Origin of the sequence: Pseudonocardia charpentierae (assembly GCF_031845345.1) — a bacterium.
Classification (GTDB): Bacteria; Actinomycetota; Actinomycetes; order Mycobacteriales; family Pseudonocardiaceae; genus Pseudonocardia; species Pseudonocardia charpentierae.
The window spans coordinates 139926-163132 of the sequence record NZ_JAVREJ010000015.1; the positions used below are offsets into that span (position 1 = coordinate 139926).

Consider the following 23207-nt stretch of genomic DNA (forward strand, 5'->3'; position numbering starts at 1 on the left):
TGAGCCGGGAGGGGCCGGAGTGCGGTTCCTGCTGGTGTCCGACCTGCACTACCGGCTGCGCCAGTTCGACTGGCTGCTCACCCGGGCGTCGGCCGTCGACGCCGTCATGATCGCCGGCGACCTGCTCGACATCCGCTCGCCGGTCGCGCTCGACGTCCAGGCCCTCGCCGTGACCACGGCGCTGCGCGACCTGGCCCGCCGCACCACGCTCTTCGTGGCGTCGGGGAACCACGACCTCGACGGCCGCGACGAGGCGGGGGAGAAGGCAGCGCGCTGGATGCGCCCGCTGACCCGCGGCGGCGTGCACGGCGACTTCACCTCGCTGGCGCTCGGCGACGACCTCGTGACGGTGTGCCCGTGGTGGGACGGCCCGCTGGCCCGCGAGGCCCTCGACCACTGCCTGGCCGAGGCGGCCCGGCGGCCGCGCCGGCGCTGGATCTGGCTGCACCACGCCCCGCCCGACGGATCGCCGCTGGCCTGGGACGGCCACCGGGAGTGGGGCGACGACGTGCTGTCGGGCTGGATCGGCCGCTACCGCCCGGACCTGGTGCTCACCGGACACGTCCACCAGGCGCCGTTCGTGCCGGCCGGGGGATGGGCCGACCGGATCGGCGCGACGTGGGTGTTCAACGCCGGCCAGCAGGCCGGTCCGGTCCCGGCGCGCATCGAGATCGACCTCCCCGACGGCGCCGGCGCGCCCGCGACGGCGGTCTGGACCTCCGCCGCGGACCACGCCGAGGTCGAGCTCGCGTTCTAGCGGTCGGGGTAGAGCGAGTAGTTCGGGAAGTTGCCGAACAGGCGCTCGGCGTTGCCGTCGGCGCCGTAGGTGACGGCGTGCACGAGCAGGTCGCCGCCGACGAACGCGCCCTTCCACGACTCGCCGATCCCGCCGAACACCTCTTCGCGGTCGCCGCGGCTGCGCGGCTTGTTGATGCCGACCTTGAACGCCTGCAGCTGTTCCGCGGCCCGCGCCCCGAAGGTCGGGTCGTCGGTGGCGATGCTCGCGACGAGGCAGCCGTTGCTGGCGTTCATCGCGGCGAGGAACTCCGACTCGGTGTCGACGCAGACCACGGAGTCGAGTGGCCCGAACGGCTCGGCGTGGTGCAGCGACCACTGCGTGGGCGGCTCCAGCACGCTGGCGGGCGCGACGTAGGCCGCCGTGTCCTGCCCGGGGACGAACAGCCCGTCGCCGAGCGAGCCACGGAACAGGGGCAGCGCCCGGCCGGCGAGCGCCTCGTCGAACTGGTCGGAGAGCTCGCCCGCCTTGCGCGACGAGATCACGGGGCCGAAGTCCAGCTCGGGCAGCGGGTCGTCGGGCGCGGCGACGGCGAGCGGGTGGCCGAAGCGCAGGTCGTGCAGCACCGGCAGGTAGGCCTCGAGGAACGCCGGCAGCAGCCGCCGCTGCACCACGAACCGCGGGTAGGCCGTGCAGCGCTGCTTGGCGTACTCGAAGCCCTTGCGGATGTGCTGGGCGAGCAGCGGCCACTGGGTGAAGTCCCAGACGCCCCAGGCGTTGAGGCCCTCCTGCTCGAGGAAGTGGCGGCGCCTGCGGTCGGCGAGCGACGTGGCGACGGCGCGGCCGTTGGACCGGCCGCCGACGAAGGCCAGCGCGCCGAGCGACGGATTGCTGACCAGCACCTCGCCCAGTTTCGACCCCGCGCCGGACAGCAGCGTCACCGGCAGGCCGGCCCGGGCCATGAAGGCGTGGGCGAGGGTGAGGCAGTGGAACCCGCCCTGGGTGGGGGTCTTCGCGACGACGGCGTTGCCGGCCAGGGCCTGGATCAGCTCGGCGTGCACCTGCACGCTCATCGGGTAGTTCCAGCTGGCGATGTTGGAGATCGGGCCGGGCAGGGGAGCGCGGCCGTCGATCTGGCGGTCGATCTCCTCGACGTACCAGCGGACCCCGTCGAGCCCGCGGTCGACGTCCGCGCACGCCAGCCGCCACGGCTTGCCGATCTCCCAGCAGAGCAGCAGCGCGAGCAGGTCGCGGTGGGCGGCCATCATGTCGACGGCGGCGCTGACGCGCTCCTTGCGCTCGTCGAGCTCGACCTTGCCCCACTCTTCGTGCTGGCGCACCGCGGCCTCGACGGAGGCGACGGCGGTGGCCTGCTCGACCTGCGGCGACCCCTGGATCGACGTCCCGTCGACCGGGTTGACGTGGAAGCCGGGGCGCCCGACGCGTTGCCACCGGCCGTCGAACAGGTTGAGCAGGCGGTCGGACTCGAACGCCTCCGGTGCGGTCGACACGCACCGCGCGTAGGTCTCCCACCACGACGTCCCGGGCTTGAGCTGCAGATTCGCCACGGCGCGAGGATGGGGCACCCGCTCGGCCCGCGTCGAGGGGCTCCCGGTCCTCGGGAGGGGGTCATCCGCCCGGTCGGAGGGGCGCAGCGCCGGTGGAACGGTCAGTAGGGCGCCTCGCGCTGCCGCTCCGAGCCTGGTTCGGAGGTGCGCGCCTGGTGGTGCCGCAACGACTCGAGCACGGTGTCGACCATGCCGAGGTTGTCGCGGTCGCCGTACTGGTGGCGGAGGTCGACGAGGTAGCCGTTGATCGTGTCGAGCCGGCGCGCGAGGGTGGTGGCGACGGCGCGTGCCACCAGCGGGTTCCCGTCGAGGAACTCCTGGGGGTCGTCGCTGCGGCGCAGCCGGCTGTCGCGCAGCGCCCGGACCGTCGCCGTGGCCGCACTGCCGAGGAGCGCACTCATCTGGCCGAAGATCGCTCCGGGGGCGTCGACGACGGTGAGGAGCGTGTCGGTGCGGGAGATCTCGACCGCGCCGTCGAGCAGCACGAAGAGCTTCCCGTGCACCTCGCCCTCGCGGATCAGGACCGCCCCTGCCGGGTAGTGCACCTCGGGCAGTGGGGCGGACCAGTCGAGCATGTCGAGCACATGGCCAGCCTAGTGCCGGTCCTGTTGCGGCGAGATGAACACGAGCGCGGGGTCAGCCCTCCAGCTCGGCGAGGGCCTTGCGGGCCTGCTCGAGCTCGGCCTCCAGCGCGGCGACCCGGGCAGCGCGGGCCTCCCGCGCCGAGCCGATCGCGGCCTCGATCGGGTCGGCCAGCTCGGCGTGCAGCTCCTGGGCGGCCCGGAGCACCGAGGCGGCGGTGACCGGGAGTCCGCGGGAGATCCATGCGGCGCCCTGCTTGAGCTCGGCCTGCCACTCGCCGTCGGCGCCCTCCGCGACGGTGAGGGTCAGCTCCACGATGCGCGTCGTGCGGGCCGTGGAGGCCGATCCCTTGGGACGGCCACGGCGGCGCTTCTCGGGTTGCGCAGCGTCCCCGATGTCCGCGGTGCCCATGTCGGTGGTGCCCATGTCGGTGGTGCCGGTGTCGGTGGTGCCGGTGTCGGCGGTCTCCGGGTCGGTCGACTCGGCGGCCTCGGGCAGCGGGACGGCGCGGTCGCCCGTAGAGCCGGCGTCGTCCGGAGCCGCGGGGGAGCGGGGGAAGTCGTCCTCGGTCACCCGTCGATAGTAGGAACGGCACCCCGTCACCCGATCGGGGTGGGTGGTTGTCGGAGCGCGACGACGCCCCGGGGCAGGTCGGCGTCAGGGCCGGGTCGACGGGGCGGGGTCCGGGGCCGGGTCGGGCGACGAGTCGTCGTGCTGGTGGTAGCGGCGGGCCGCGCGGCGCGTCAGGGTCGTCAGCGAGTCGAACCACCGTGCCGGCTTCTCGACGGCGTGGCCCGGGCGCATCGGACGTGGGGTCTCGTCGCTCGGCAGCAGCCGGTTGACCACGCTGACCAGGCGGATCGTCGTCGCCGGGGCCAGGCCGTGCACCCGCATCCCGATCTTCGCCAGCGGTGTGGGCGCCACCTCCGGCTTGCCCTTCAGCGCGGCCCCGACGAGCTGGCGCGCTGCGCGCTCGGCGTCCATCGACACCAGGGGCAGGCTGTCGCCGAGGGTGAACCAGCGGTGCTCGCCGGACTGGTCGCCGGTGAACAGCGCGTTTCGCGGCGAGCCGGTCCGCATGAGGCCGGGGACCGCGCAGGTCACCGTGATCCCGTGCCGGATCGCCTCGACGCGCAGCCCCTCGGCGAACCCGACGGAGGCGTGCTTCGCCGCGACGTAGGGCAGCAGGTGCGGCGCGGGCAGCTTGCCCCCGATCGAGCTGATGATCAGGATGCGCCCGGCGCCGCGCTGCTTCATCACCGGAAGCGCGGCCAGCACGGGGTGCAGCACCCCGTAGAACATCAGGTCCATCGCGTTCGCGAAGTCCTGCGCGCGCATGGCGAACGCGGGCCCGACCTGGATCGTCCCGGCGTTCGTGACCAGCACGTCCAGACGGCCGAACCGCGCGGTGGCGGCCTCGACGAGCTGCTGACCCACTGCGGGATCGGAGACGTCGCCGGGCACAGTGACGACCTGGGCGCCTCGCTCCTGCAGTGCTGCGGCGGCGACGGCGAGCCCGGACTCGGACCGCGCGTTGACCACGAGGTCGTGGCCCCGGTCGGCCAGCTCGCGGGCCAGCAGGAAGCCCAGTCCGCGGCTCGCGCCGGTGACGACGGCGACGGGCTTGTCGGTCATCGCGTGCTCCCCGCGAGCGCCGGGGCGTCGGGCAGCGGGACGCGCAGCGTCGGCCGACCCTGTTCCCACGCGTCGAGCACCTGGTCGCCGAACCGCTCGCCGAGGAAGCCGCTGCCGCGGATCCCGAACACGACGTCGTCGGCCAGGTGCGGCTCGGCGGCCAGCAGCGGGGCGATCACCCCGTGCCGGATGATCTGCTCGTGCACGGCGTCGGCCTCGATGTGCTCGTCGTAGAAGGCGATGGCCTGCTCCGGGCATCCGAGGCGGCGCATGGCACGGACGAGCCGGTCCGAACCGGGGGACGAGGTCAGCTCCACCGTGGCGAACTGCCCGATGAGCGCGCCGCGCAAACGGCGGTGCAGCCCGCAAAGCGACATGAAGTTGACCTCGGCCAGAGTCGCGGCGGTCGCCGCGTCCAGATAGTGCCCGTACGCCGTGGACAACCCGAGCGCGTCCATCATGTCGGCGAACAGCCGAGCGTGCATGCGGTCCGGGTCGCCCGCGCCGTACTCGTCGTGCTCCACGGTGACCAGCGCGGCCTTCGCCGGCCCGTCCAGGCGGGCGATCACCCAGGCCTGCGGGTCGGCCTCCTTCAGGTGGTAGAGCGAGCGGTGCGCGACGTACTCACGGAGCTGCCAGAGCTCGCCGTCGCGACGCAGGTGCCACGACGGGCCCCGGCCCTCGACGGGCTCGACGAGCAGCCCGTCGAGCTCGCGCTCCACACCGTCGACCGAGCCGTCGCCCGCCGGCACGTCCCGGCGCAGCGCGGCTTCGAACACGCGCTCGATCTCGCGGCGCAGGGCGAGGAGGCCCGGAGCCCACTCGCGGTCGTCCGGGACGCCTGCGAAGCCGCGGTAGTGCAGTTCGTAGCAGCAGTAGAGGGCGAGCTGGAGGTCGTCGCCGTACGGGTCGGCACCGGCCGGGTCGGCGCGGAGCGCAGGTTCGCCGCGCAGCGCCGCGAGCACGGCCGCCGACAGCGGTCCGCGGACGTGCGGCAGCGGGGGTGGGTCAACGCGCGGCGGTGCGGTGCGGCTGAGCACGGGTCTCCTCGTCGTGGTCTGCTCCCTCGGTCGCACGGACCTTGCGCCGGTGGCTGGTGTCGCAGAAGGGCGCCTTGCGGCTGCGCCGGCACACGCACAATGCGGTGACCGGCCGGTCCGAGCGCACGCGGCTGCCGTCCGGGAGGACGACCTCGACCGGACCGGTGATCAGCACGGGGCCGTCGGCCGTCACGACGACCTCGCGTGCGTCGGTCATGCCGGCTCCCAGTTGTCGCGGCGTCCCTCGACGACGACCAGTTCCTCGGACCGCTGTCCGCGGTTGACGAACCCGCGCGCCTCGAGAAGCGACGCGCGCGAGTGCATCACCGGCCCGAACGGAACGGTGATGCGGGCGAGCTCGCGGGCCGCCAGCCCGGCGTGCTGCAGCGCCGCGAGAGTGCACTCCGTGTCGCAGACGGCGGAGTGCACGAGCAGGACGGCGCCGTCGGGCGTGAGCACGTCGGCGACGCCCGCACAGATCCGGTCGAGCAACGCCCGGCCGTCGGGCCCGGCGTCCCAGCAGCGTGCCTTGCGGTAGCGAGGGAGCGCGTCGGTCGCGGCCGGGACGTAGGGCGGGTTGGACACCACGAGGCCGAAGCGGCGCCCGGCGACCGGGGCGAACAGGTCGCCGCGCCGCACGTGCACCCGGGCCCGGGCGAGGCGGCTGTTGACCCAGGCCGCGGCGACCGAGCGCCGCGACAGGTCGACGGCCGTCACGGAACGGGCACCGGCCTGCGCCGCGGCGACGGCCAGCGCGCCGCCACCGGTGCCGACGTCGAGGACGTCGCGGTCGCGCGCGTAGTCGCCGCGACGCATGACGCCTGCGAGCAGCTCGGTGTCGGTCTCGGCCCGGTAGACGCCGGGTGGGTACACCATCACGCGGGCATCTGTCCCCCGCGCAAAGCCGGTCAAACCTGGTTCGCCATTCGCCCGTAACGCGAGCGCGGGCGCCGTCACCTGCGTACGGCGGTCGCCCGCAGGCGCGCCGCGGCGACGACACCCGGCCGGTTGCCGTGCGACTGCTCGAACTCCAGCATCGCGGCGACGTCGCGGAAGTTGTCGAGGGCGCGCAGCGCGGCGACGGCGACGTGCGGGGGCAGGTCGGCGAAGCCGGAGATCGGTGGCGCGACGGGTTCGGTGTCGCTGCCGGGCGCGTCGTCGGTGTCCGGTGCCTCGGTGCCGGGGAGAAGCCGGGTGACCTGGTCGACCGTCCGCGCCGCGACGTCGCGCCCGGTGGACACCGCCGACACGGCCGTGTCGGCGACCTGGCCGGCGGCGTCCGTGACGGTCCCGGCCGTCCGGTCCACGGCGTGGGAGAGGGTGTGCGAGACGGTCGCCGCCGCCGCGTCGAGCGCGGGCCGGGCGGGAGAGTTCGCCGCCCGGGTGACCTGGGCGGCCACCTGCTGCAGCGGCGAGGCGTTCAGCGCGGCGTGTCCGCCGGCCAGGTCGGTGAGGACCCGCGTCAGCCAGTGCACGGTCTCGGTGTGGGCCGCCTCGAGGTCGGCGGCGAGGGCCTGCACGGCGGGCAGGTCGGCGGCCTCGGCGAGCGCCGCGACGTAGCGCGCGCGGTCGCGGAGCTGATGCTCCAGGGCGAGGTCGCCCAGCAGCGCCTCGTCCAGCGGCTGGGTCTGCTCGACGGCGCCGCGGACCAGCGTCGCGACCCGGCCGATCAGCGGCGTGACGGGGTCCGGCAGGGCGCCGAGGTCGTTGAGGGTGCCGACGATCCGAGCGGCTCGCACGTCCGCGTCGGCGGCGTTCTGCCGGAGGTCGTCGCGGACGTCGTCGGTGTTCGCCTGGGTGACCCGGAGGCGCGCGACCTGCGCCTCGGTCCGGGTCAGCTGCGCGAGGACACGGAGCTGGGTGATGAGCGTGGCGGTCTCGGTCATGGGTGTCCTTCCGTGCGTGCCCTCAGGGGATGCCCACCGGGGCGTCTTCACACGCGGCGCCGCCCGTGTGACTCGACACTCCCGGCCCCCTGTTCCCGCGAGTCGGTACGTATGGGCCTGCGAATGGCACATCTGGGGCACGCGTGGTCGGAGCACCGGGTGCCCCGAAATTCCCGCGCGCGCCGGAACGTGCCGACTCGCGCGGGCTGGAGCGCACATTCGCGGTGTCGAACGTGCCGACTCGCGCGACTACGTCCGGTCGGAGAGCTGCTCCAGGCGGCTGCGGGCGCGGGCGGTGCGGACGGCCGCCGCGGCCGCGCCGCGGGCCGAGTCGCGGGCGGCGGTGGCGGCGGCGCGGAAGGCCTCCAGGGCGGCCTGCTCCTCGTCGCGGGCGGTGTCGAGGGCCTCGGCGAGCTCGGTGACCCGGTCGCGGGCAGAGGCGTGGCGCTCGTCCGCGCGGTCGCGGTCGGCCTCGTCGGACTCCTGACGGGAGCGGGCCTCTTCCTCCTCGGCCTCGGCCTCGGCGAGCTCACGTTCCCGGGCGGCACGTTCGGCGGCGAGCTGTTCGCGCCGCTCGCGCTCGGCGCGTTCCCGCTCCGCCCGCTCGCCTGCTGCACGGCGGGAGTCCGCGTCGTCGGTAGCCGGGGTGTCCGCGTCGTCGGGCTGCTCTTCGCTCGAAGGGCGGGCGTGGCGTTGCGGGGCCGAGGCGGCCCAGGCGGCCATGTCGTCACCAGCACCCGAGCCGTCGGTGCCGCCCCCGGCGGGCCCGAATCCGGAGTACCGCACGGTCTTCGTCAGGCGCCCCGCCCGCACCTCCTCGGCGACCGCGGGGTCGGCGAGGGCGGCGTCGAGGATGCCGGCGACCTCGCGGACGAGGGCGTCGTTCACCGCCTCGCCGCGGCGGGCGGCGAGCCGTCCGGCGTCGCGGGCCATGGCGCCGACCGCGCGGTGCCGCTGGCCCGACAGCACACGCAGGGCGTCGCCGTCGAGTTCCTGCTGGGCCTGGGTCAGGCTGCGGGCGAGGGAGACCAGCCCGTCGAGCTGCTCGGTGCGGTGGCGGGCGAGGAGATTGGCGAGCCATGCGGCCTTCGTGGGACGGCGCAGCCGGGCGAGCGCCCGGGCCAGGTCGCGGTCGCCCGACTCTTTCGCCGCGGCGACGCGGTCGTCGCGGGCGGGGACGAACTCGTCGGGCGGCAGCCCGTAGAGCTCGTCCGCGATGACGTCGAACCCCGGCTCCGCACCTGTGCTTTCCGGCACATCCGGGAGCTTAGAGGCCCGTCCCGCCACTCCACCGGTTACCGGCGCGTTAACGTGAAAGAACGCGCCGTCGCGGGCGATCCCCGCGGTGGCGCGTCTTGTGCGCCGGCGGCCGCCCCAACCCCTCAGGCGGCCGCCGGCACCCTCAAGCGGTCAGCGCAGGTCGAACCGGTCGAGGTTCATGACCTTGTTCCACGCGGCCACGAAGTCACGCACGAACTTCTCCTTCGCGTCGCCGCCCCCGTAGACCTCCGAGATCGCGCGGAGCTGCGAGTTCGAGCCGAAGACGAGGTCGACGGCGGTCGCCGTCCACCGCGGCTCGCCCGTCGCCCGGTCGCGACCCTCGTACACACCCTCGGAGTCGGTCGAGACCGTCCACTCGGTGCCGATGTCCATGAGGTTCACGAAGAAGTCGTTGGTCAGCGTCCCGGGCCGGTCGGTGAGGACGCCGTGCGGCACCCCTCCGGCGTTGGCGTCCAGCGCCCGCATGCCGCCCACCAGCACCGCCATCTCCGGGGCGCTCAGCCTCAGCATGTACGCCCGGTCCACCAGCAGGGTCTCCGGCGAGAGCTTCACGCCCTCCCGCAGGTAGTTGCGGAACCCGTCGGCGACCCGCTCGAGCACCCGGAACGACTCGACGTCGGTCTGCTCCTGCGTGGCGTCGGTACGTCCCGGCGCGAACGGCACCCTGATCTCGACCCCGGCGTCCCGCGCCGCCTTCTCGACGGCCGCGCACCCGCCCAGCACGATCAGGTCGGCGAGCGAGACCTTCTTCCCGCCGGACTCGAAGTCGTCCTTGACCCGCTCGAGGACGGGCAGCACCGCGGCCAGCGCTTCCGGCTCGTTGACCGCCCAGTCCTTCTGCGGGGCGAGGCGGATCCGAGCCCCGTTGGCCCCGCCGCGCTTGTCGGTGCCGCGGTAGCTCGCCGCCGACGACCACGCGGTGGAGACCAGCTGGGAGACCGACAGGCCCGAGTCGAGGAGCGTGGCTTTGAGCGCGGCGACGTCGTCGTCGCCGATCAGCTCGTGGTCGACGGCCGGCACGGGGTCCTGCCACAGCTGCGGCTCGGCGACCCAGGGGCCGAGGTAGCGCGAGACGGGCCCCATGTCGCGGTGCAGCAGCTTGTACCAGGCCTTCGCGAAGGCCTCCGCGAAGTACTGCGGGTCTTCCTGGAAGCGCTTGGCGATCGGCCCGTAGATCGGGTCGAAGCGCATCGCGAGGTCGGAGGTGAACATGATCGGGGCGTGCCGCTTCGACGGGTCGTGGGCGTCGGGCACCAGGTCCTTCGTGGCCGGGTCCGCCGGCACCCACTGCTGCGCGCCGGCAGGGCTCGTCGTCAGCACCCAGTCGTAGCGGAACAGGTTGTCGAGGTACTCGGTGTCCCACGTCGTCGGCCGGCTGGTCCAGGCGCCCTCGAGGCCGCTGGTGATCGTGTCGCCGCCCGCGCCGGTGCCGAAGCGGTTCTTCCAGCCGAGACCCTGCTCCTCCAGCGACGCACCCTCGGGGTCCGGGCCGAGGTTGTCCGCGGGCGCCGCGCCGTGGGCCTTGCCGACGGTGTGGCCGCCGATGATGAGCGCGGCGGTCTCCTCGTCGTTCATCGCCATGCGGGCGAACGTCTCCCGGATGTCGCGGGCCGAGGCCAGCGCGTCCGCGACGCCGTTGGGGCCCTCCGGGTTCACGTAGATCAGGCCCAGCTGCACGGCGCCGAGGTTCTCCGACAGCTCCCGGTCGCCGCTGTAGCGCTCGTCGCCGAGCCAGGTGTCCTCCGGCCCCCAGAAGATCTCCTCGGGCTCGTAGATGTCCTCCCGCCCGAAGCCGAAGCCGAAGGTCTCGAGCCCCATCGACTCGTACGCGCAGTTCCCCGCGAAGATGATCAGGTCGGCCCAGGAGATCTTGCGGCCGTACTTCTGCTTGATCGGCCACAGCAGCCGGCGGGCCTTGTCGAGGCTGACGTTGTCCGGCCAGCTGTTGATCGGGGCGAAGCGCTGGGCGCCCTGTGCGCCGCCGCCCCGGCCGTCCGCGATGCGGTACGTGCCGGCGGAGTGCCAGCTCATCCGGATGAAGAGCCCGCCGTAGTGGCCGAAGTCGGCAGGCCACCAGTCCTGCGACGTGGTCATCAGGTCGAACACGTCGCGCTTGAGCGCCTCGACGTCGAGGGTCGCGAACTCCGCGGCGTAGTCGAAGTCGTCGTCCATCGGGTTGGACCGGGGGGAGTGCGTGTGGAGCACCGAGAGGTCGAGCTGGTTCGGCCACCAGTCGCGGTTGGTCCGGGGCCGGGTCGTCGTGGGCGTCGCCGAGGGGATCTCCGGGTTCTCGCTCTCGCTGACGCTCGTGGTCGCTTCCTTGCTGTGCTCGGACATGGGGCATTCGGACACGTCGTACATCTCCTGTCTTGCTGTTGCCTGCGTGGTGGTCCGCCGGTGTCGGGCGCCGCGCGTCTGGCGCACTTTTCTGGAATCACTCAACTCTGAGTGGTCCCCGGGGCAACCTACCCAACGCCGCCCGAACGGGCGGATCTCAGTCTGAGACGGCAGCGAGCCCGGTCCCCATGAATCAGGACCGGGCTCGCGTCGGCCGGTGACGGCTCAGGTGTCGGTGTCGTGCCAGTCGTTGGCCACGTCCAGGTCGTGCTGCACCCGGGCGTCCGTCCCGGGCTCGGGAAGTGCCTCGATCGGGGGGCCGGTCCGTGACGGCACGTCGTCGTCGGCAGGCGGTTCGGCCTCGAGCCACTCTTCCCGGTTGGAGCCGCCCGGGCCGAGCGTGCCGCTCAGCTCGGCCGCCAGCATGTCGTCTTCGCGTGGGCTGTGCTTGGCGTTGCCGCGTTCCACCGCTGACACCTCCGTCAGGTGTTCTTCTTCTTCCGGCTGGTCGCAATCAGCAGTACCACCAGGGCCACCGCGATACCCGCGACGAGGCCGGGCTTCTCGCGCAGCGTCCGCTCCACCGGCGGGGCCTTCTCCGCGAACAGGGCCTGGCCCTGGGCCACCTTCTCCTGGACGACGGGCCTGGCGTCGGCCACGGCCTTGTTGACCTGCTGCTGCACGACCGGCGCCTTCTCGGCGTAGACGGCCTTGCCCTTGTCGACGGCCTGCCCGACCTTCTCCTGGACGCCGGGCGGCGCCTTCTCGGTGTAGACGGCCTTGCTCCTGCTCACGGCCTGGTCGACCTTGTGCTGCACGACCGGCGTCCTGTCCGCGATCGCGGCCTTCACCTTCTCCGTGCCCTCGTGCACGCGGCGGGTGGCCTCGACCTTCGCGTCCTGCAGCTTGGCGAGGGTGTCGTCCTTCTTCGCCTTCACCTGCGCAGGGACGTCGACGCGGTGCGCGAGCTCCTCGACGGTGTCGCCGAGCTCGGCGCGCTTGGCCGCGAGGTCGGCGCGCAGCTCCTCCGGACTCTTCTCCGCGGACTTGTCGGTCATCGCTTGATCCTCTCGGTCACGGTGGCGACGTCGCGCTTGACGCTCTCGACGGTGTTCTCCGGGACCGGCGGGGTGGCTCGCTGGATCTGGTTCTTGCCCAGCAGACCCAGCACACCCGCGACGATGAAGATCACCACGGCGACGATCAGCGCCGCCGCCCACACCGGCAGGACCAGGGCGAGAGCGGCGATCACGGTGGTGATCAGCGCGCCGACACCGTACAGGGCGAGCACGCCCGCGGTGCCTGCAAGGCCCGCGCCGATGCCGGCCCGCTTGCCCTTCTGGGTCAGCTCGGCCTTCGCCAGCGTCAATTCGCCGCGGACGAGCTCGGAGATCTGCGCGGACAGGCGGGTGACCAGCTCGCCCGTGGTCGCGTTGGTCGGGTCCGATGAGATGGTGGCCCCCGTCGGGGTCGCCTGCGAGGGGGTGTGCGCCGTCATGGACGGCCCGTACCCCCAACGACCTGCTGGTACACGCTTCGTGAAGCTTCCGTGACACAGGTCGTACCCGCCGCCGCTACCGTTCTCCGGCAGCGCCGGCCGAAACGTCCCGCACCGCCACCCCGCTTGGCAAGATGTGGGCGTGATCACGCTCCGCTCGGACTCCGAACGCCGTCGCCGCGCCGAGGCGGCCCTGCAGCGGCTGCGGCCCGTCGTGGCCGACGAGGCCGAGCGGGCGCTGGGCCGGGCGGACGCCGTCGGATTCCTCGCGCGCCTCGACCTGTGGTTCCTCGACCTGCACGGCCCGATCGAGGCGCTCTACGGCGACGACGAAGACGACGGGCTGGTCGGACGCCTGGTCCGCCTCGCGCTCGCCGCGGCCGTGGCCCGCCCCACGGAGCTGCGCGAGACCGACCGGCGCCGCGAGGTCGAGCCGCGCTGGTACCAGGAGCCGCGCACCCTCGGCTACGTCGCCTACACCGAGCGGTTCTGCGGCACGCTCGACGCGCTGCCCAAGCGCCTCGACTACCTCGCCGAGCTGGGCGTCAGCTACCTGCACCTGATGCCCCTGCTCAAGCCGCGGCCCGGGGAGAACGACGGCGGCTACGCGGTCATGGACTACCGCGCCGTCGACCCGAGGGTCGGCACCATGGACGATCTCGAGGCGGCGGCCCGGGCGCTGCGCGAGCGCGGGATGAGCCTGTGCGTCGACCTCGTGCTCAACCACACCGCGCGCGAGCACGCGTGGGCGAGGGCCTGGCTGGCCGGCGACCCCGAGTACGCCGACTTCTACTTCGCCTTCCCGGACCGGAACATGCCCGACGCCTACGAGGCGACGATCAGCGACGTCTTCCCGGACCGCGCGCCGGGCTCCTTCACCTGGGTCGGCACCGCGAACGGTGGCCGGGGCGCCTGGGTGTGGACGACGTTCTTCGGTTTCCAGTGGGACCTCAACTACGGGAACCGAGATGTCTTCGCGGCGGTCCTCGACACCGTCCTCTGGCTGGCCAACCGCGGGATCGAGATCTTCCGCATGGACGCCGTGCCGTTCATGTGGAAGCGCCTGGGCACGTCCTGCATGAACCAGCCCGAGGTGCACGACCTCATGCAGGCCCTGCACGCGCTGGTCAAGCTGGCGGCCCCGGCCACGATCTTCAAGGCCGAGGCGATCGTCTCGCCCGAGGACCTCGTGCCCTACCTCGGCGGCCACGCCCGCTACCGCCCCGAGTGCGAGCTGGCCTACCACAACCAGCTCATGGTGATGCTGTGGTCGAGTCTCGCGACGAAGGACGCGCGGCTGGCCGTGCAGTCCCTGCGGCGCATGGCGACGATCCCGGTCGACACGGCGTGGGCCACGTACGTGCGCTGCCACGACGACATCGGCTGGGCGGTCAGCGACACCGACGCCTGGGCCGTCGGCTGGAGCCCGTTCGCCCACCGCCGGTTCCTCAACGACTTCTACTCCGGCGCCTACCCGGGCACCCACGCCCGAGGAGCGCTGTTCCAGGACAACCCCGAGACCGGCGACGCCCGCATCTCCGGCTCTTGCGCCGCGCTGTGCGGGATCAGCGAGGCCCGCGAGCGCGGCGACGCCGCGGCGTTGGAGGCGGGGATCCGCCGGCTCGCGCTGCTGCACGCGGTGACGTTCTCGTGGGGTGGGGTGCCGCTGCTCTACATGGGCGACGAACTGGCGCTCGACAACGACACGACCTACCTCGACGACCCGGCGCTCGCGCAGGACAACCGGTGGATGCACCGGCCGTGGTTCGACGCCGACGCCGCTGCCCGCCGCGACGACCCGGCCAGTGTGGAGGGCCGGGTGTTCGCGTGGATCCAGCGGCTCGCCCAGGCCCGGCGCGAGCTGCCCGCGCTGCACGCGGCGGGGGAGTCGGAGCTGCTGGCCGTCGACGACCCGCACGTGCTCGCCTGGCGCCGCCGCCACCCGCGCAGCGGCCACTTCGTGGGGCTGGTCAACTTCGCCGAGCACCCGGTGTCGGTGGACGTCCGGGCGTTCGAAGGGTTGGGGGAGCTGGAGACCGTGCTGTCGGCGGACGACGACCTGCAGCTGCGCGACGGCCGCGCGCAGCTCCCCGGACTGGGCTTCGTCTGGCTCGCGGAGGCGTGAACCGCCGCCCGGCTCTACAGCCCGCGGGGGCGCCGCACCCGGTGGAGCTGGCCGAGGCGCTCGCCTGCCGACTCGTGGACCGGCCCGCCCTCCGACGCCGGCGACGGGAGCGGCGCGATGCGGCAGATGCGTGCGGCGACGACCTTGAGCAGCGCGAACTCCACGCCGTTCGGACCCTTCCAGTCGTCGTCGCCGAGCACGGTCTGCGTGGCGTCGAAGAACAGGTCCGCCGCCGCGACCCGGCGCACGCTCAGGGGTGCGTCCGGACCGGGCCAGCCCAGGTCGCGGGTGGCCAGCAGCACGTGGAGCATCCGCCGGACCAGCGCGGGCGCGACCGGCTCGGGGTGGTGGTCGGGCAGGTCCACCGGGGCGGTGACCGACTCGATCGCCTCGACGAGGGCGTCGACGGCCTGTTCGCCCTCGACGCGCTCGGTGAGCCGGGTGCATCGGGCGACGGTGTCGTGGCGTGCGCCGAACGGCAGGACGCCGACCAGCTCGCGGGCGATCTCGTAGGCGGGATCGTGACCGTCCGCAGCGGGACGGCCCTCGATCCGGGAGTCGGACATCCTTCTCGTCCTCCTCGGGGAGTGGTGAGCCGCAGTCGTTGATCACCGTGCGTGCCGGTGCCGTCACGGAGACTATCGTGCGGGTGCCGATGCTTGCAGCGGCGGTCGGCAGGCCGACGGCCGAAACCGGCGACCGGACCAGCGGTGGGTTGGGCGCGGCGGGCGGAGTTTCTGGCTGCCCGTACACGGGGACAACCGGAGAGTAGGAACTGGCGGTCGCACGCAGTTCCTGCACGTCCGCAAGGCCCGACGGTCCCCGAAACCGGAGGGCCGGCAAGCAAGCCGTTCAGAAAGGACGACGCGTGCCTGACAACGGTCCCGGCCGAGTCGAGTTCGTTCACCGCAGCTGGCCCGCAGACCCGGCGCAGCTGTCGGTGATCCGGCGCGAGCTGGCGGGGTGGCTCGCCCCGCTCGCGCTCACCGAAGACGAGACCGCCGGCGTGGTGCTGGCCGTCGACGAGGCGGCGGCGAACGCCGTGCGCCACGCGTACGGACCGGGGAAGTCCGGCGTGGTGGAGCTCACCATGTGGACCGAGCCCGGCACGTTGTGCGTCGAGGTCGTCGACCACGGCAACTGGGTGCCACCGGTGGAGCCCGTCGCCTACGACGGCCTGGCCGACCGCGGGCGGGGAATCCCGCTCATGAGCTCGATGGCCGAAGCGGTGCTGATCCACCACGACTCCCGCGGCAGCCGTGTGCTGCTGCGCCACCCGGTCGCGGAGGAGGAGCACGACGCGCCCGAGGAGCGCGACGCGGTCGGCGCCGGTACGTCCGAGGTGTGAGGCCGGGTCCCGCGGGGTTCAGGCCGGGTTGCCGCAGCCGGTGCCGGTGGTGCCCGGCAGGCCGACGCCGAGCGGGTCGAGGTCGCGCGGGTCCGGCGTCGGTGTCCAGCGGCCGCCGACCGGCGCGTACGTCCAGCGCGCCCCGCGGGTGACCAGACCGCGCAGCGCGCCGACCAGCCGGTCGACGTGCTCGGCGGTGGTGCCGAGCCCGATGCTCGCCCGGATCGCGGTTCCGTCGCCGTCGGCGCCCTGACCATCCCGGCACAGGCGGTCGAGCAGCGGGTGCGCGCAGAACCGGCCGTCGCGCACGCCGATCCCGTGCTCGGCCGACAGGTACGCCGCCACGTATCCCGCGGAGTGACCCGCGACGGTGAAGCTCTGCACCGCCACCCGCTCCGTGCTGTCGGGCCAGATCTGCAACGGGGTCACGCCCGGGACCGTGGCCAGGCCCGCGGCCAGCCGGTCCAGCAGCTCTTGCTCGTGGGCCGGCCCGGGGCCGTCCAGCACCGGCGTGAGGGTCCGGCAGGCCTGCGCGAGCGCCGCGATGCCGAGCACGTTCGGCGTCCCCGCCTCGTGCCGGTGCGGTGCGGGTGCCCATGTGGCGTCGTCGAGATCGACCCGCGTCACGGCCCCGCCGCCCGCGAGGTAGGGCGCCGCCGCGTCGAGCCAGTCGCGACGGCCGATCAGCGCTCCCGCCCCGTAGGGCGCGTAGAGCTTGTGCCCGGACAGCGCGACGTAGTCCACGCCCGTCGCCGCGAGGTCGACGCGGCGGTGCGGGGCGAGCTGCGCGGCGTCGACGGCGACCCGGGCGCCCGCGGCGTGGGCGATCGCCACGATCCGGTCCAGCGGCAGTACCTCGCCGGTGACGTTCGAGGCGCCGGTCACGGTGAGCAGCGCCGTCGGGGTGGCCCGCAGCGCGGTGTCGAGATCGGCGAGCGTCTGCGCGACCGTCGCGGCTGCGGGCACGGTGCGGTGCGTCCCGGCGCGCCAGGGCAGCAGGTTCGCGTGGTGCTCGACGTCGAGACACAGGACCGGGCCGGGCACGGCCGTGGCCAGCAGGTTCAGTGCGTCCGTGGTGTTGCGGGTGAAGACGACGACGTCGTGCTCCCGGGCCCCGACGAACTCCCCGACGCACTCCCGGGCCCGCTCCAGCAGCGCGGTGCTCACCTGCGAGAGGTAGCCCGCGCCGCGGTGCACGCTCGAGAGCAGCGGCAGGACGTCGGCGACGTGCGCCGCGACCGGTTCGAGAGCGGGCGCGCTCGCGGCGAGATCGAGGTTGGCGTACTCGGCCCTGCCGCCGGTGACCAGGGGAACCTGCGTTCCCGCACCCACGGGCCGGGGGAGGGTGGTGGCAGGTCGGTCGAGCGTCAGCGTCATCGGACGAGGTCCTTCCGGAACGGGGGACCCGCTGCCGTCCGACGGGTCCGCGCTTGCCGTCGGGTTTCCCCACGACGGCCGGGTCGTCACCCGGAGCACCCCGCCGCGGAGGAGGGTTGCCGGCCAGCAAGCCGGGGCTTGACGCTGGCACTCATGACCTGACGCGGACGGTAGGGGTCGGTCCGCGCACCCGTCAACCCGGGGGTGCGGTTGCCCACAGGGGCTGCGGCTCCTACCGTGGCGGCCATGGTCCAGTGCGAGAACGCGCAGCGCGACGTTCTCGCCGGGCGGTTGTACGTCGACTTCGGCTATCTCACCAGCGCGGCCTGTCGGGGCTGACCGCCTCCGCCGCCTCCTGCGTCCGGACCACCCGGGCCTGCTCCGCTGCGTACCCGCCGATCGGATCAGACCCGGGCGTGTCGACGGTTCACCCTGCACACGTCCTGCCCCGACCGCCCCTGAAGGAGCCCAGCCCGCCCATGCCCGGCCCGGCGATCACCCCCGACGACCTGCCCGTCCTGCCCGTCCCGCGGATCACCGACGCCGCCGTGGCGGTCGCCCCGCCCGGCTCCGGAGCCGGCTTCTGGTCGGGCGCGCCCAGCGCGCTGCTCGTCGACGGCGTCTACCACCTCGCGTACCGGATGCGCGCCCCGCTCGGGAGGGGGCGGGGCATGGCGAACGTCGTGGCCCGCAGCACGGACGGCGTGCGGTTCGAGCCCGTCGCCGAGGTGACCAAGGAGCGGTTCGGCGCGGAGTCGCTGGAGCGGCCTGCGCTGGTCCACACCCCGGACGGCCGTTGGCGGCTGTACGTGAGCTGCGCGACACCCGGTACCAAGCACTGGTGGGTCGACGTGCTGGAGTCCGACACTCCGGAGGGCCTCGCGGACGCGCCGCGGCGCACGGTGCTGCCCGGCAGTGACCGGCACGCGGTGAAGGACCCCGTGGTGATCCACCGCAACGGCGTGTGGCACCTGTGGGCCTCGGTGCACCCGCTCGACCTTCCGCACCACGAGGACCGGATGACCACCGAGTACGCCACCAGCCTGGACGGGCTCGAGTGGACGTGGCGGGGCACCGCGCTGGCGCCGACCCCGGACGCGTGGGACGCGCGCGGCGTGCGGGTGAGCGCGGTGTTCGAGGCCCCCGGCGGCCTGGCGGCGACCTACGACGGCCGGGCGAGTGCCGCGGAGAACTGGGAGGAGCGCACCGGGCTCGCGCTGCCTGCCGACCGTCCCGGCTTCTTCACCGCCGTCGGCGACGCCCCGGTCGCCGAGTCCCCGGAGGGCCTGCGGGGGCTGCGCTACCTGTCGGTCGTCGCCCTGCCCGACGGCGGCTACCGGCTCTACTACGAGGCGACCCGCGTGGACAACGCGCACGAGCTGCGCACCGAGCTGATCGCCGCGCCGCGGGTGGACGAGGCGGCGGAGAGCGCTGAAGACCTGGTCGGCGTCTGACCGGACGCCCACACGCAGGAAGCCGGGCTCGCACCCAGGTCACGACCCTGGTGCGAGCCCGGCTTGCTGTGTGCGAGCGGTGGAGCGCAGCTGCTCCCAGAGCGCGTCGACGTGCTCGCGGGCGGTGGTGACGCCGCCGATGGCGACCCGGATCGTGTAGCGGCCGTCGACGACGGTGTGGCTGAGGAAGGCCTGTCCGGAGGCGTTCACCTGCTCGAGCAGTGTGCGGGTGGCGTGGTCGTCGGCGTCGGGGTCGCCGGTGTCCACCCGCAGGCACACCAGCGCGAGTGAGGGTGGTGCGGCGAGGGTGAAGCCGGGTTCGGCGCGGACGCGGTCGGCCAGTTCGGCGGCGAGTGCGATGTGGCCGCGGACGTGGGTGCGCAGGCCGTCGAGTCCGTGGGTGTGCAGCACCGCCCACAGCTTCAGTGCCCGGAAGCGGCGGCCCAGTGAGACCTGCCAGTCGCGGTAGTCGATCACCGCGCCGGAGTCGGTGGCGGTGTTGCGCAGGTATTCGGGGGTGATCGAGAGTGCGTCGGGCAGCGCGGTCGCGTCGCGGACCCACAGCAGCGAGGCGTCGAACGCGGTGAGCAGCCATTTGTGGGCGTCGGTGCAGAAGGAGTCGACGAGTTCGACGCCGTCGAGCAGGTACCGGTGTTCTGGGCACAGGGCTGCGACCCCGGCCCAGGCGGCGTCGACGTGCACCCAGGCCCCGTGCTCGTGGGCGGTGGTGGCGACGGCGCGGACGGGGTCGACCGCGCCGGTGCCGGTGGTGCCGATGGTCGGGCAGACCAGCACGGGGCGCAGCCCGGCGGCGGCGTCGGCGCGGAGCTGGGTGGCGAGTGCGTCGGGTGACATCGCGACCGTCCCCGGGGCGGGGTCGACGACGACCAGGGCCCGTGCGCCCAGGCCGGCGACCCGCACGGCCTTGGCGAGGGAGGCGTGGGTTTCGGCGGTGACGTAGACGCGTTCGCCGCCGTCGACCCCGTCATCGCGCCACCGGCTGGTGCTCGATCCTTGCTGGGAGCTGCGGTGCAGTGCGGCGAGCAGGGCGACGAGCGCGGCGGAGGACGCCGAGTCGGCGATGGTTCCGCCGCCGCCTGCGGCGAAGGTGAACCCCGGGTCGAGGCCGAGCGCGCCGGCGAGGCCGTCGAGCAGGGTCTGTTCCACCTCGGTGCCCGCGGGTGAGGTGGACCAGAGCATCCCCTGGCTGCCCAGCCCGCCCGAGAGCAGGTCGCCGAGCAGCGAGGCGAGGGCGGCGTTCGCGGGGAAGTAGCCGAAGAACGCCGGGTGCTGCCAGTGCAGGGTCGCGGGTGCGACGACGCAGTCGAGGGCGTCGAGCATCGTGGCCAGCGGTTGCGGGTGCTCGGGCAGCAGGTCGGGCAGCGCGGCCCGGACCTGACCGGGGGCGACGTCGGGGCGCACCGGCCGGTCCGCCACGCCCGCCCGGTAGGCCGCCACCCAGTCCACGACGGCATGGCCCAGCCTGCGGAACTCCTCGGGATCCAGATCGGTCACCCGGGCGAGCCTAGATCGCAACGGGCTCCGCGAGCTGGGCCATGACCGTCGCGGCGTCCATCCACACGTTCTCCCGGCTGATGCGGCCGTCGGTGAACTCGAAGACGTGCAGCATCCGGAACCGCACCTCTCGACCGTTCCCGGGGATGCCGGCGAACCGTCCGGTCACGGTCGCGCTCACCTCGTGTTCCACGATGCAGGCCCGCTCGGCGTGGTAACGATGCCGCAGCACCATGTCGCCGCTGCGCACGTTGTCGAGCAGTTCGGTGTACCGCTCCCGCGCGGCGGCCGGTCCGTACAGGGGGCCGCCGGGGGCGCCGACGACGTCGTGCTCGACGTCGTCGGTGTAGACCGCGACGGCGGCGTCGAGGTCGCCCGTCTCCTCGGCCTGCATGTGCTGCTCGATCAGCCGGTCCATCTCCGCCGGGTCCATGGCCACTCCTTCAGTCAGTTTGCCTGACGGAAATGGTGAGGTAACCTGACCGTCGTGTCAACCGAGCAACCGGCCCGGATCACCGGCCTGCTGCGGACGGCAGCGGATCGGGCGTTCGACGCGGTGCGCGACGAGGTCCTGGCCCGCCACGCCGATCTGCGTGCGGCACACGTTCAGGTCTTCAGCGGCGGCCCGATCGACGGGCTGCGGGTGACGGAGCTGGCCGACCGGGCGGCGATGACCAAGCAGTCGATGCACGAACTGGTCGGGCACCTCGAGCGGTGCGGTTACGTGCGCCGCGAACCGGATCCGGCCGATCAACGGGCCCGGCTCGTGCGGCTCACCGACCGCGGCAGGACGTTGCAGGACACGGCGCACGCGGCGTCGGCGCGGCTGCACCTGCAGTGGCGCGATCGGGTGGGCGACGCGCGGTTCGCCGCCCTGTGGGCGGCCCTGCAGGAACTCGCGGGTCTGCCCGGATCGCCGCCCGAGCGTCTGGACGTCCTGCGCGGCCGGGCGGCGACTGTCGCGGCATCCCGGTCGGCGGACGGTGCCGGGGCCCGACCGGAGACTCAGTCGGACACTCAGTCGGACACTCAGTGATTGCGCCGATACGCCTCGAGCACGTTCGACGGGATCCGCCCACGCTCGGAGATCTTCATGCCCTGTCCGGCGGCCCATTTGCGAATGGCCTGGTTGTGCTCGCGGTCGGCCACGGGGCGCGGTATGGCAGCCGGCGCGGAGGTGGTGCGCCGTCTGCTCCGGCCGCGTGCCGCGGAAATGTAGGGCTCGAGAACTTCGCGCAATTTGGCGCTGTTCTCCGCGGAGAGGTCGATCTCGTACGACCTGCCGTCGACGGCGAACTCCACCTGCTCAGAGGCCTCGCTGCCGTCGAGGTCGTCGACCAGGATCACCGTGGTCCGCTGTGCCACCTGCGCCGTCCTTCGTGCCATTCAGCACGCTCGCGGGCACGCCGAGGCACGCCCGACGCATCGGGCGAGGTGTGTTCCGCGGAGCGCGATACCGAGATGATCTGATCTTGCTCAATTGCCCCCGGACCCACAATAGGCGACGCCGCCCGCCATTGTCGATATCGTCGCGGACGGCGGCCCCCAATTCATCCGACGGCGGTCCACCAGTCGGACGGCGGCGGTGGTGCCGTGCCGTCGACGCGCCCGCCCGGGCGGGGGACCGCGATGCGGACGCCCGCCTCGTCCGCCGCCGCGCGCAGTCGCTCCACCGGCTCGGCCCACGTGTGGAAGCCGAGGTTGAACGTCGCCCAGTGGATCGGCACGAGCGGCGCGGCGTGGCGGCCGGTCAGGTCCCGGTGGGCCTGCACCGCCTCCTCCGGGGTCATGTGGATCAACGGCCAGCGGTCGCTGTAGGCCCCGATCGGCAGCACGGTGAGGTCGAACGGGCCGTAGGTGCGGCCGAGATCGGCGAACGCCGGGGTGTAGCCGGTGTCGCCGCCGAAGAAGGCGCGGTGCTGCGGCCCGGCCACGACCCACGACGACCAGAGCGTGGTGTTGCGGCGCAGCCCGCGCCCGGAGAAGTGGCGCGCCTCGGTGCAGGTCAGGGTGAGCGAGCCGATCTGCACCGACTCGTCCCAGTCCAGCTCGACGACGCGGGCGTCCGGCACGCCCCAGCGGCGCAGGTGGTTGCCGAGGCCGAGCGGGACGACGAACGGCGCGGTCCCCGCGCGCAGCAGCGCGCGGACGGTGGGCAGATCGAGGTGGTCGTAGTGGTCGTGGGAGATCACCACGGCGTCGACGGGCGGCAGCGCGGACAGCGGCACCGGTGCCGGGTGCAGCCGGCGCGGGCCGATCGTCGGCGAGGGGGAGACGCGCTCGCCCCAGACGGGGTCGGCGAGTACGCGGTGGCCGTCGACCTCCAGCAGGACCGACGAGTGTCCGTACCAGGTCAGTGCCAGCGGAGCGGGCGTCGTCGGGGCGGGGTCCGCGGCGAGGGGGATCGCGCCACCCGGACGACCGGTCGGTCCGCGGCTCGCCATCGCCCGGACGACCGCGAGCAGGGCGCCCCGGTTCACGATCTCGTCGGGCAGTGTGTTGTGGAACAGCCCGTCCGACGCGTGGCGCGACCCGGCCGCGGCCGCGCGGTCCGCCGTGGCGCGCAGGCGTGGCCCGGGGGCTCCCAGGGCCGCGGGCAGCCCGACGGCGGCACGGGTGAGGGCGACGGTGGCGAGGGCGGCCACCGCGCCCGGAACGAGGAACCGCAAGTGCATGAGTCCAGCCTAGGAAGGTCCGGCGCGGGCCGGTGCCGCTGCTGATGCCGCGTCGCGCCCTCCGCCCGGATCGGGTCGGGTGACGGCACGAACTTTCCGCTGGGCGGCATTTCTCGGCGAATCAATTACCTCGGACAGCAGTGAGGTCGG

24 protein-coding genes and 1 riboswitch are annotated in these 23207 nt (G+C 73.6%); of the genes, 5 read left to right on the forward strand and 19 right to left on the reverse strand.

Annotated elements, in window-relative coordinates:
* Positions 1-19 precede the first annotated feature (19 nt).
* Entirely contained in the window at positions 20-757 is a 738-nt protein-coding gene (locus RM445_RS20690) for a metallophosphoesterase family protein (RefSeq protein ID WP_311558451.1), read from the forward strand.
* On the opposite strand, the gene RM445_RS20695 is transcribed toward RM445_RS20690, so the two are convergent.
* The 13 genes from RM445_RS20695 to RM445_RS20755 all read right to left on the reverse strand — a co-directional run bounded on the left by RM445_RS20695 (position 754) and on the right by RM445_RS20755 (position 12563).
* Positions 754-2304, reverse strand: coding sequence for an aldehyde dehydrogenase family protein (locus RM445_RS20695; protein WP_311558452.1), 1551 nt, complete (start codon positions 2302-2304; stop codon positions 754-756). The two genes, RM445_RS20690 and RM445_RS20695, sit on opposite strands and share 4 nt — an antisense overlap.
* Before the next feature lie 101 nt (positions 2305-2405).
* Entirely contained in the window at positions 2406-2879 is a 474-nt protein-coding gene (locus RM445_RS20700) for a Crp/Fnr family transcriptional regulator (protein WP_311558494.1), read from the reverse strand.
* Between the two features lie 61 nt (positions 2880-2940).
* Positions 2941-3459 (reverse strand): DUF6319 family protein, encoded by a 519-nt coding sequence (locus RM445_RS20705; protein ID WP_397469377.1) that lies wholly within the window; start codon positions 3457-3459, stop codon positions 2941-2943.
* A gap of 84 nt (positions 3460-3543) precedes the next feature.
* Complete coding sequence (locus RM445_RS20710) at positions 3544-4521, reverse strand: SDR family NAD(P)-dependent oxidoreductase (protein WP_311558453.1); 978 nt, start codon at positions 4519-4521, stop codon at positions 3544-3546.
* Entirely contained in the window at positions 4518-5561 is a 1044-nt protein-coding gene (locus RM445_RS20715) for an iron-containing redox enzyme family protein (RefSeq protein ID WP_311558454.1), read from the reverse strand. Before RM445_RS20715 ends, RM445_RS20710 begins: the two co-directional genes overlap by 4 nt.
* On the reverse strand, positions 5530-5778 hold the full coding sequence (locus RM445_RS20720) for a CDGSH iron-sulfur domain-containing protein (RefSeq protein WP_311558455.1): 249 nt from the start codon (positions 5776-5778) through the stop codon (positions 5530-5532). The genes RM445_RS20715 and RM445_RS20720 overlap by 32 nt, the downstream gene beginning before the upstream one ends.
* Positions 5775-6437 (reverse strand): HemK2/MTQ2 family protein methyltransferase, encoded by a 663-nt coding sequence (locus RM445_RS20725; RefSeq protein WP_311558496.1) that lies wholly within the window; start codon positions 6435-6437, stop codon positions 5775-5777. The genes RM445_RS20720 and RM445_RS20725 overlap by 4 nt, the downstream gene beginning before the upstream one ends.
* Positions 6438-6514: 77 nt before the next feature.
* Complete coding sequence (locus tag RM445_RS20730; protein ID WP_311558456.1) at positions 6515-7447, reverse strand: ferritin-like domain-containing protein; 933 nt, start codon at positions 7445-7447, stop codon at positions 6515-6517.
* A 249-nt stretch (positions 7448-7696) separates the two neighbouring features.
* A complete protein-coding gene (locus tag RM445_RS20735) occupies positions 7697-8704 on the reverse strand; it encodes a hypothetical protein (protein WP_311558457.1) in 1008 nt (335 codons plus the stop codon).
* Between the two features lie 153 nt (positions 8705-8857).
* Positions 8858-11089 carry a catalase/peroxidase HPI gene (gene katG / locus RM445_RS20740; protein ID WP_311558458.1) on the reverse strand — a complete coding sequence of 744 codons (2232 nt, stop codon included), beginning with the start codon at positions 11087-11089 and terminating at the stop codon, positions 8858-8860.
* 201 nt (positions 11090-11290) lie between these two features.
* Positions 11291-11533, reverse strand: a complete 243-nt coding sequence (locus RM445_RS20745) for a hypothetical protein (RefSeq protein WP_311558498.1) — start codon at positions 11531-11533, stop codon at positions 11291-11293.
* Positions 11534-11547: 14 nt separating this feature from the next.
* Complete coding sequence (locus RM445_RS20750; protein ID WP_311558459.1) at positions 11548-12123, reverse strand: DUF3618 domain-containing protein; 576 nt, start codon at positions 12121-12123, stop codon at positions 11548-11550.
* A complete protein-coding gene (locus RM445_RS20755) occupies positions 12120-12563 on the reverse strand; it encodes a phage holin family protein (protein WP_311558460.1) in 444 nt (147 codons plus the stop codon). The genes RM445_RS20750 and RM445_RS20755 overlap by 4 nt, the downstream gene beginning before the upstream one ends.
* Before the next feature lie 142 nt (positions 12564-12705).
* Between RM445_RS20755 and RM445_RS20760 the strand changes: the two genes are divergently transcribed.
* Entirely contained in the window at positions 12706-14688 is a 1983-nt protein-coding gene (locus RM445_RS20760) for an amylosucrase (RefSeq protein ID WP_311558461.1), read from the forward strand.
* 14 nt (positions 14689-14702) lie between these two features.
* On the opposite strand, the gene RM445_RS20765 is transcribed toward RM445_RS20760, so the two are convergent.
* Positions 14703-15254 (reverse strand): hypothetical protein, encoded by a 552-nt coding sequence (locus tag RM445_RS20765; protein ID WP_311558462.1) that lies wholly within the window; start codon positions 15252-15254, stop codon positions 14703-14705.
* 302 nt (positions 15255-15556) lie between these two features.
* On the opposite strand from RM445_RS20765, the gene RM445_RS20770 reads away from it, so the two are divergent.
* The gene (locus tag RM445_RS20770) at positions 15557-16036 is read left to right on the forward strand and encodes an ATP-binding protein (RefSeq protein WP_311558463.1); all 480 of its coding nucleotides are present in this window, start codon (positions 15557-15559) and stop codon (positions 16034-16036) included.
* 18 nt (positions 16037-16054) lie between these two features.
* On the opposite strand, the gene RM445_RS20775 is transcribed toward RM445_RS20770, so the two are convergent.
* Positions 16055-17413, reverse strand: coding sequence for an aminotransferase class V-fold PLP-dependent enzyme (locus RM445_RS20775; protein WP_311558464.1), 1359 nt, complete (start codon positions 17411-17413; stop codon positions 16055-16057).
* Between the two features lie 44 nt (positions 17414-17457).
* A riboswitch (SAM riboswitch) is annotated at positions 17458-17572 on the reverse strand.
* A 320-nt stretch (positions 17573-17892) separates the two neighbouring features.
* On the opposite strand from RM445_RS20775, the gene RM445_RS20780 reads away from it, so the two are divergent.
* Positions 17893-18867 carry a glycoside hydrolase family protein gene (locus tag RM445_RS20780; RefSeq protein ID WP_311558465.1) on the forward strand — a complete coding sequence of 325 codons (975 nt, stop codon included), beginning with the start codon at positions 17893-17895 and terminating at the stop codon, positions 18865-18867.
* A 39-nt stretch (positions 18868-18906) separates the two neighbouring features.
* Here RM445_RS20780 and RM445_RS20785 read toward each other — a convergent pair whose 3' ends face one another.
* On the reverse strand, positions 18907-20373 hold the full coding sequence (locus RM445_RS20785; protein WP_311558497.1) for a pyridoxal phosphate-dependent decarboxylase family protein: 1467 nt from the start codon (positions 20371-20373) through the stop codon (positions 18907-18909).
* Positions 20374-20392: 19 nt separating this feature from the next.
* Positions 20393-20815: a nuclear transport factor 2 family protein gene (locus RM445_RS20790; protein ID WP_311558466.1), complete on the reverse strand. Its 423-nt coding sequence runs from the start codon at positions 20813-20815 to the stop codon at positions 20393-20395.
* A 54-nt stretch (positions 20816-20869) separates the two neighbouring features.
* Here RM445_RS20790 and RM445_RS20795 point away from each other — a divergent pair, with 54 nt between their 5' ends.
* A complete protein-coding gene (locus RM445_RS20795) occupies positions 20870-21418 on the forward strand; it encodes a MarR family winged helix-turn-helix transcriptional regulator (RefSeq protein WP_311558467.1) in 549 nt (182 codons plus the stop codon).
* Here RM445_RS20795 and RM445_RS20800 read toward each other — a convergent pair.
* Both RM445_RS20800 and RM445_RS20805 read right to left on the reverse strand, forming a co-directional pair.
* Positions 21412-21747 carry a histone-like nucleoid-structuring protein Lsr2 gene (locus tag RM445_RS20800; RefSeq protein ID WP_311558468.1) on the reverse strand — a complete coding sequence of 112 codons (336 nt, stop codon included), beginning with the start codon at positions 21745-21747 and terminating at the stop codon, positions 21412-21414. The two genes, RM445_RS20795 and RM445_RS20800, sit on opposite strands and share 7 nt — an antisense overlap.
* Before the next feature lie 185 nt (positions 21748-21932).
* Positions 21933-23057, reverse strand: a complete 1125-nt coding sequence (locus RM445_RS20805; protein WP_311558469.1) for an MBL fold metallo-hydrolase — start codon at positions 23055-23057, stop codon at positions 21933-21935.
* Positions 23058-23207: the final 150 nt, after the last annotated feature.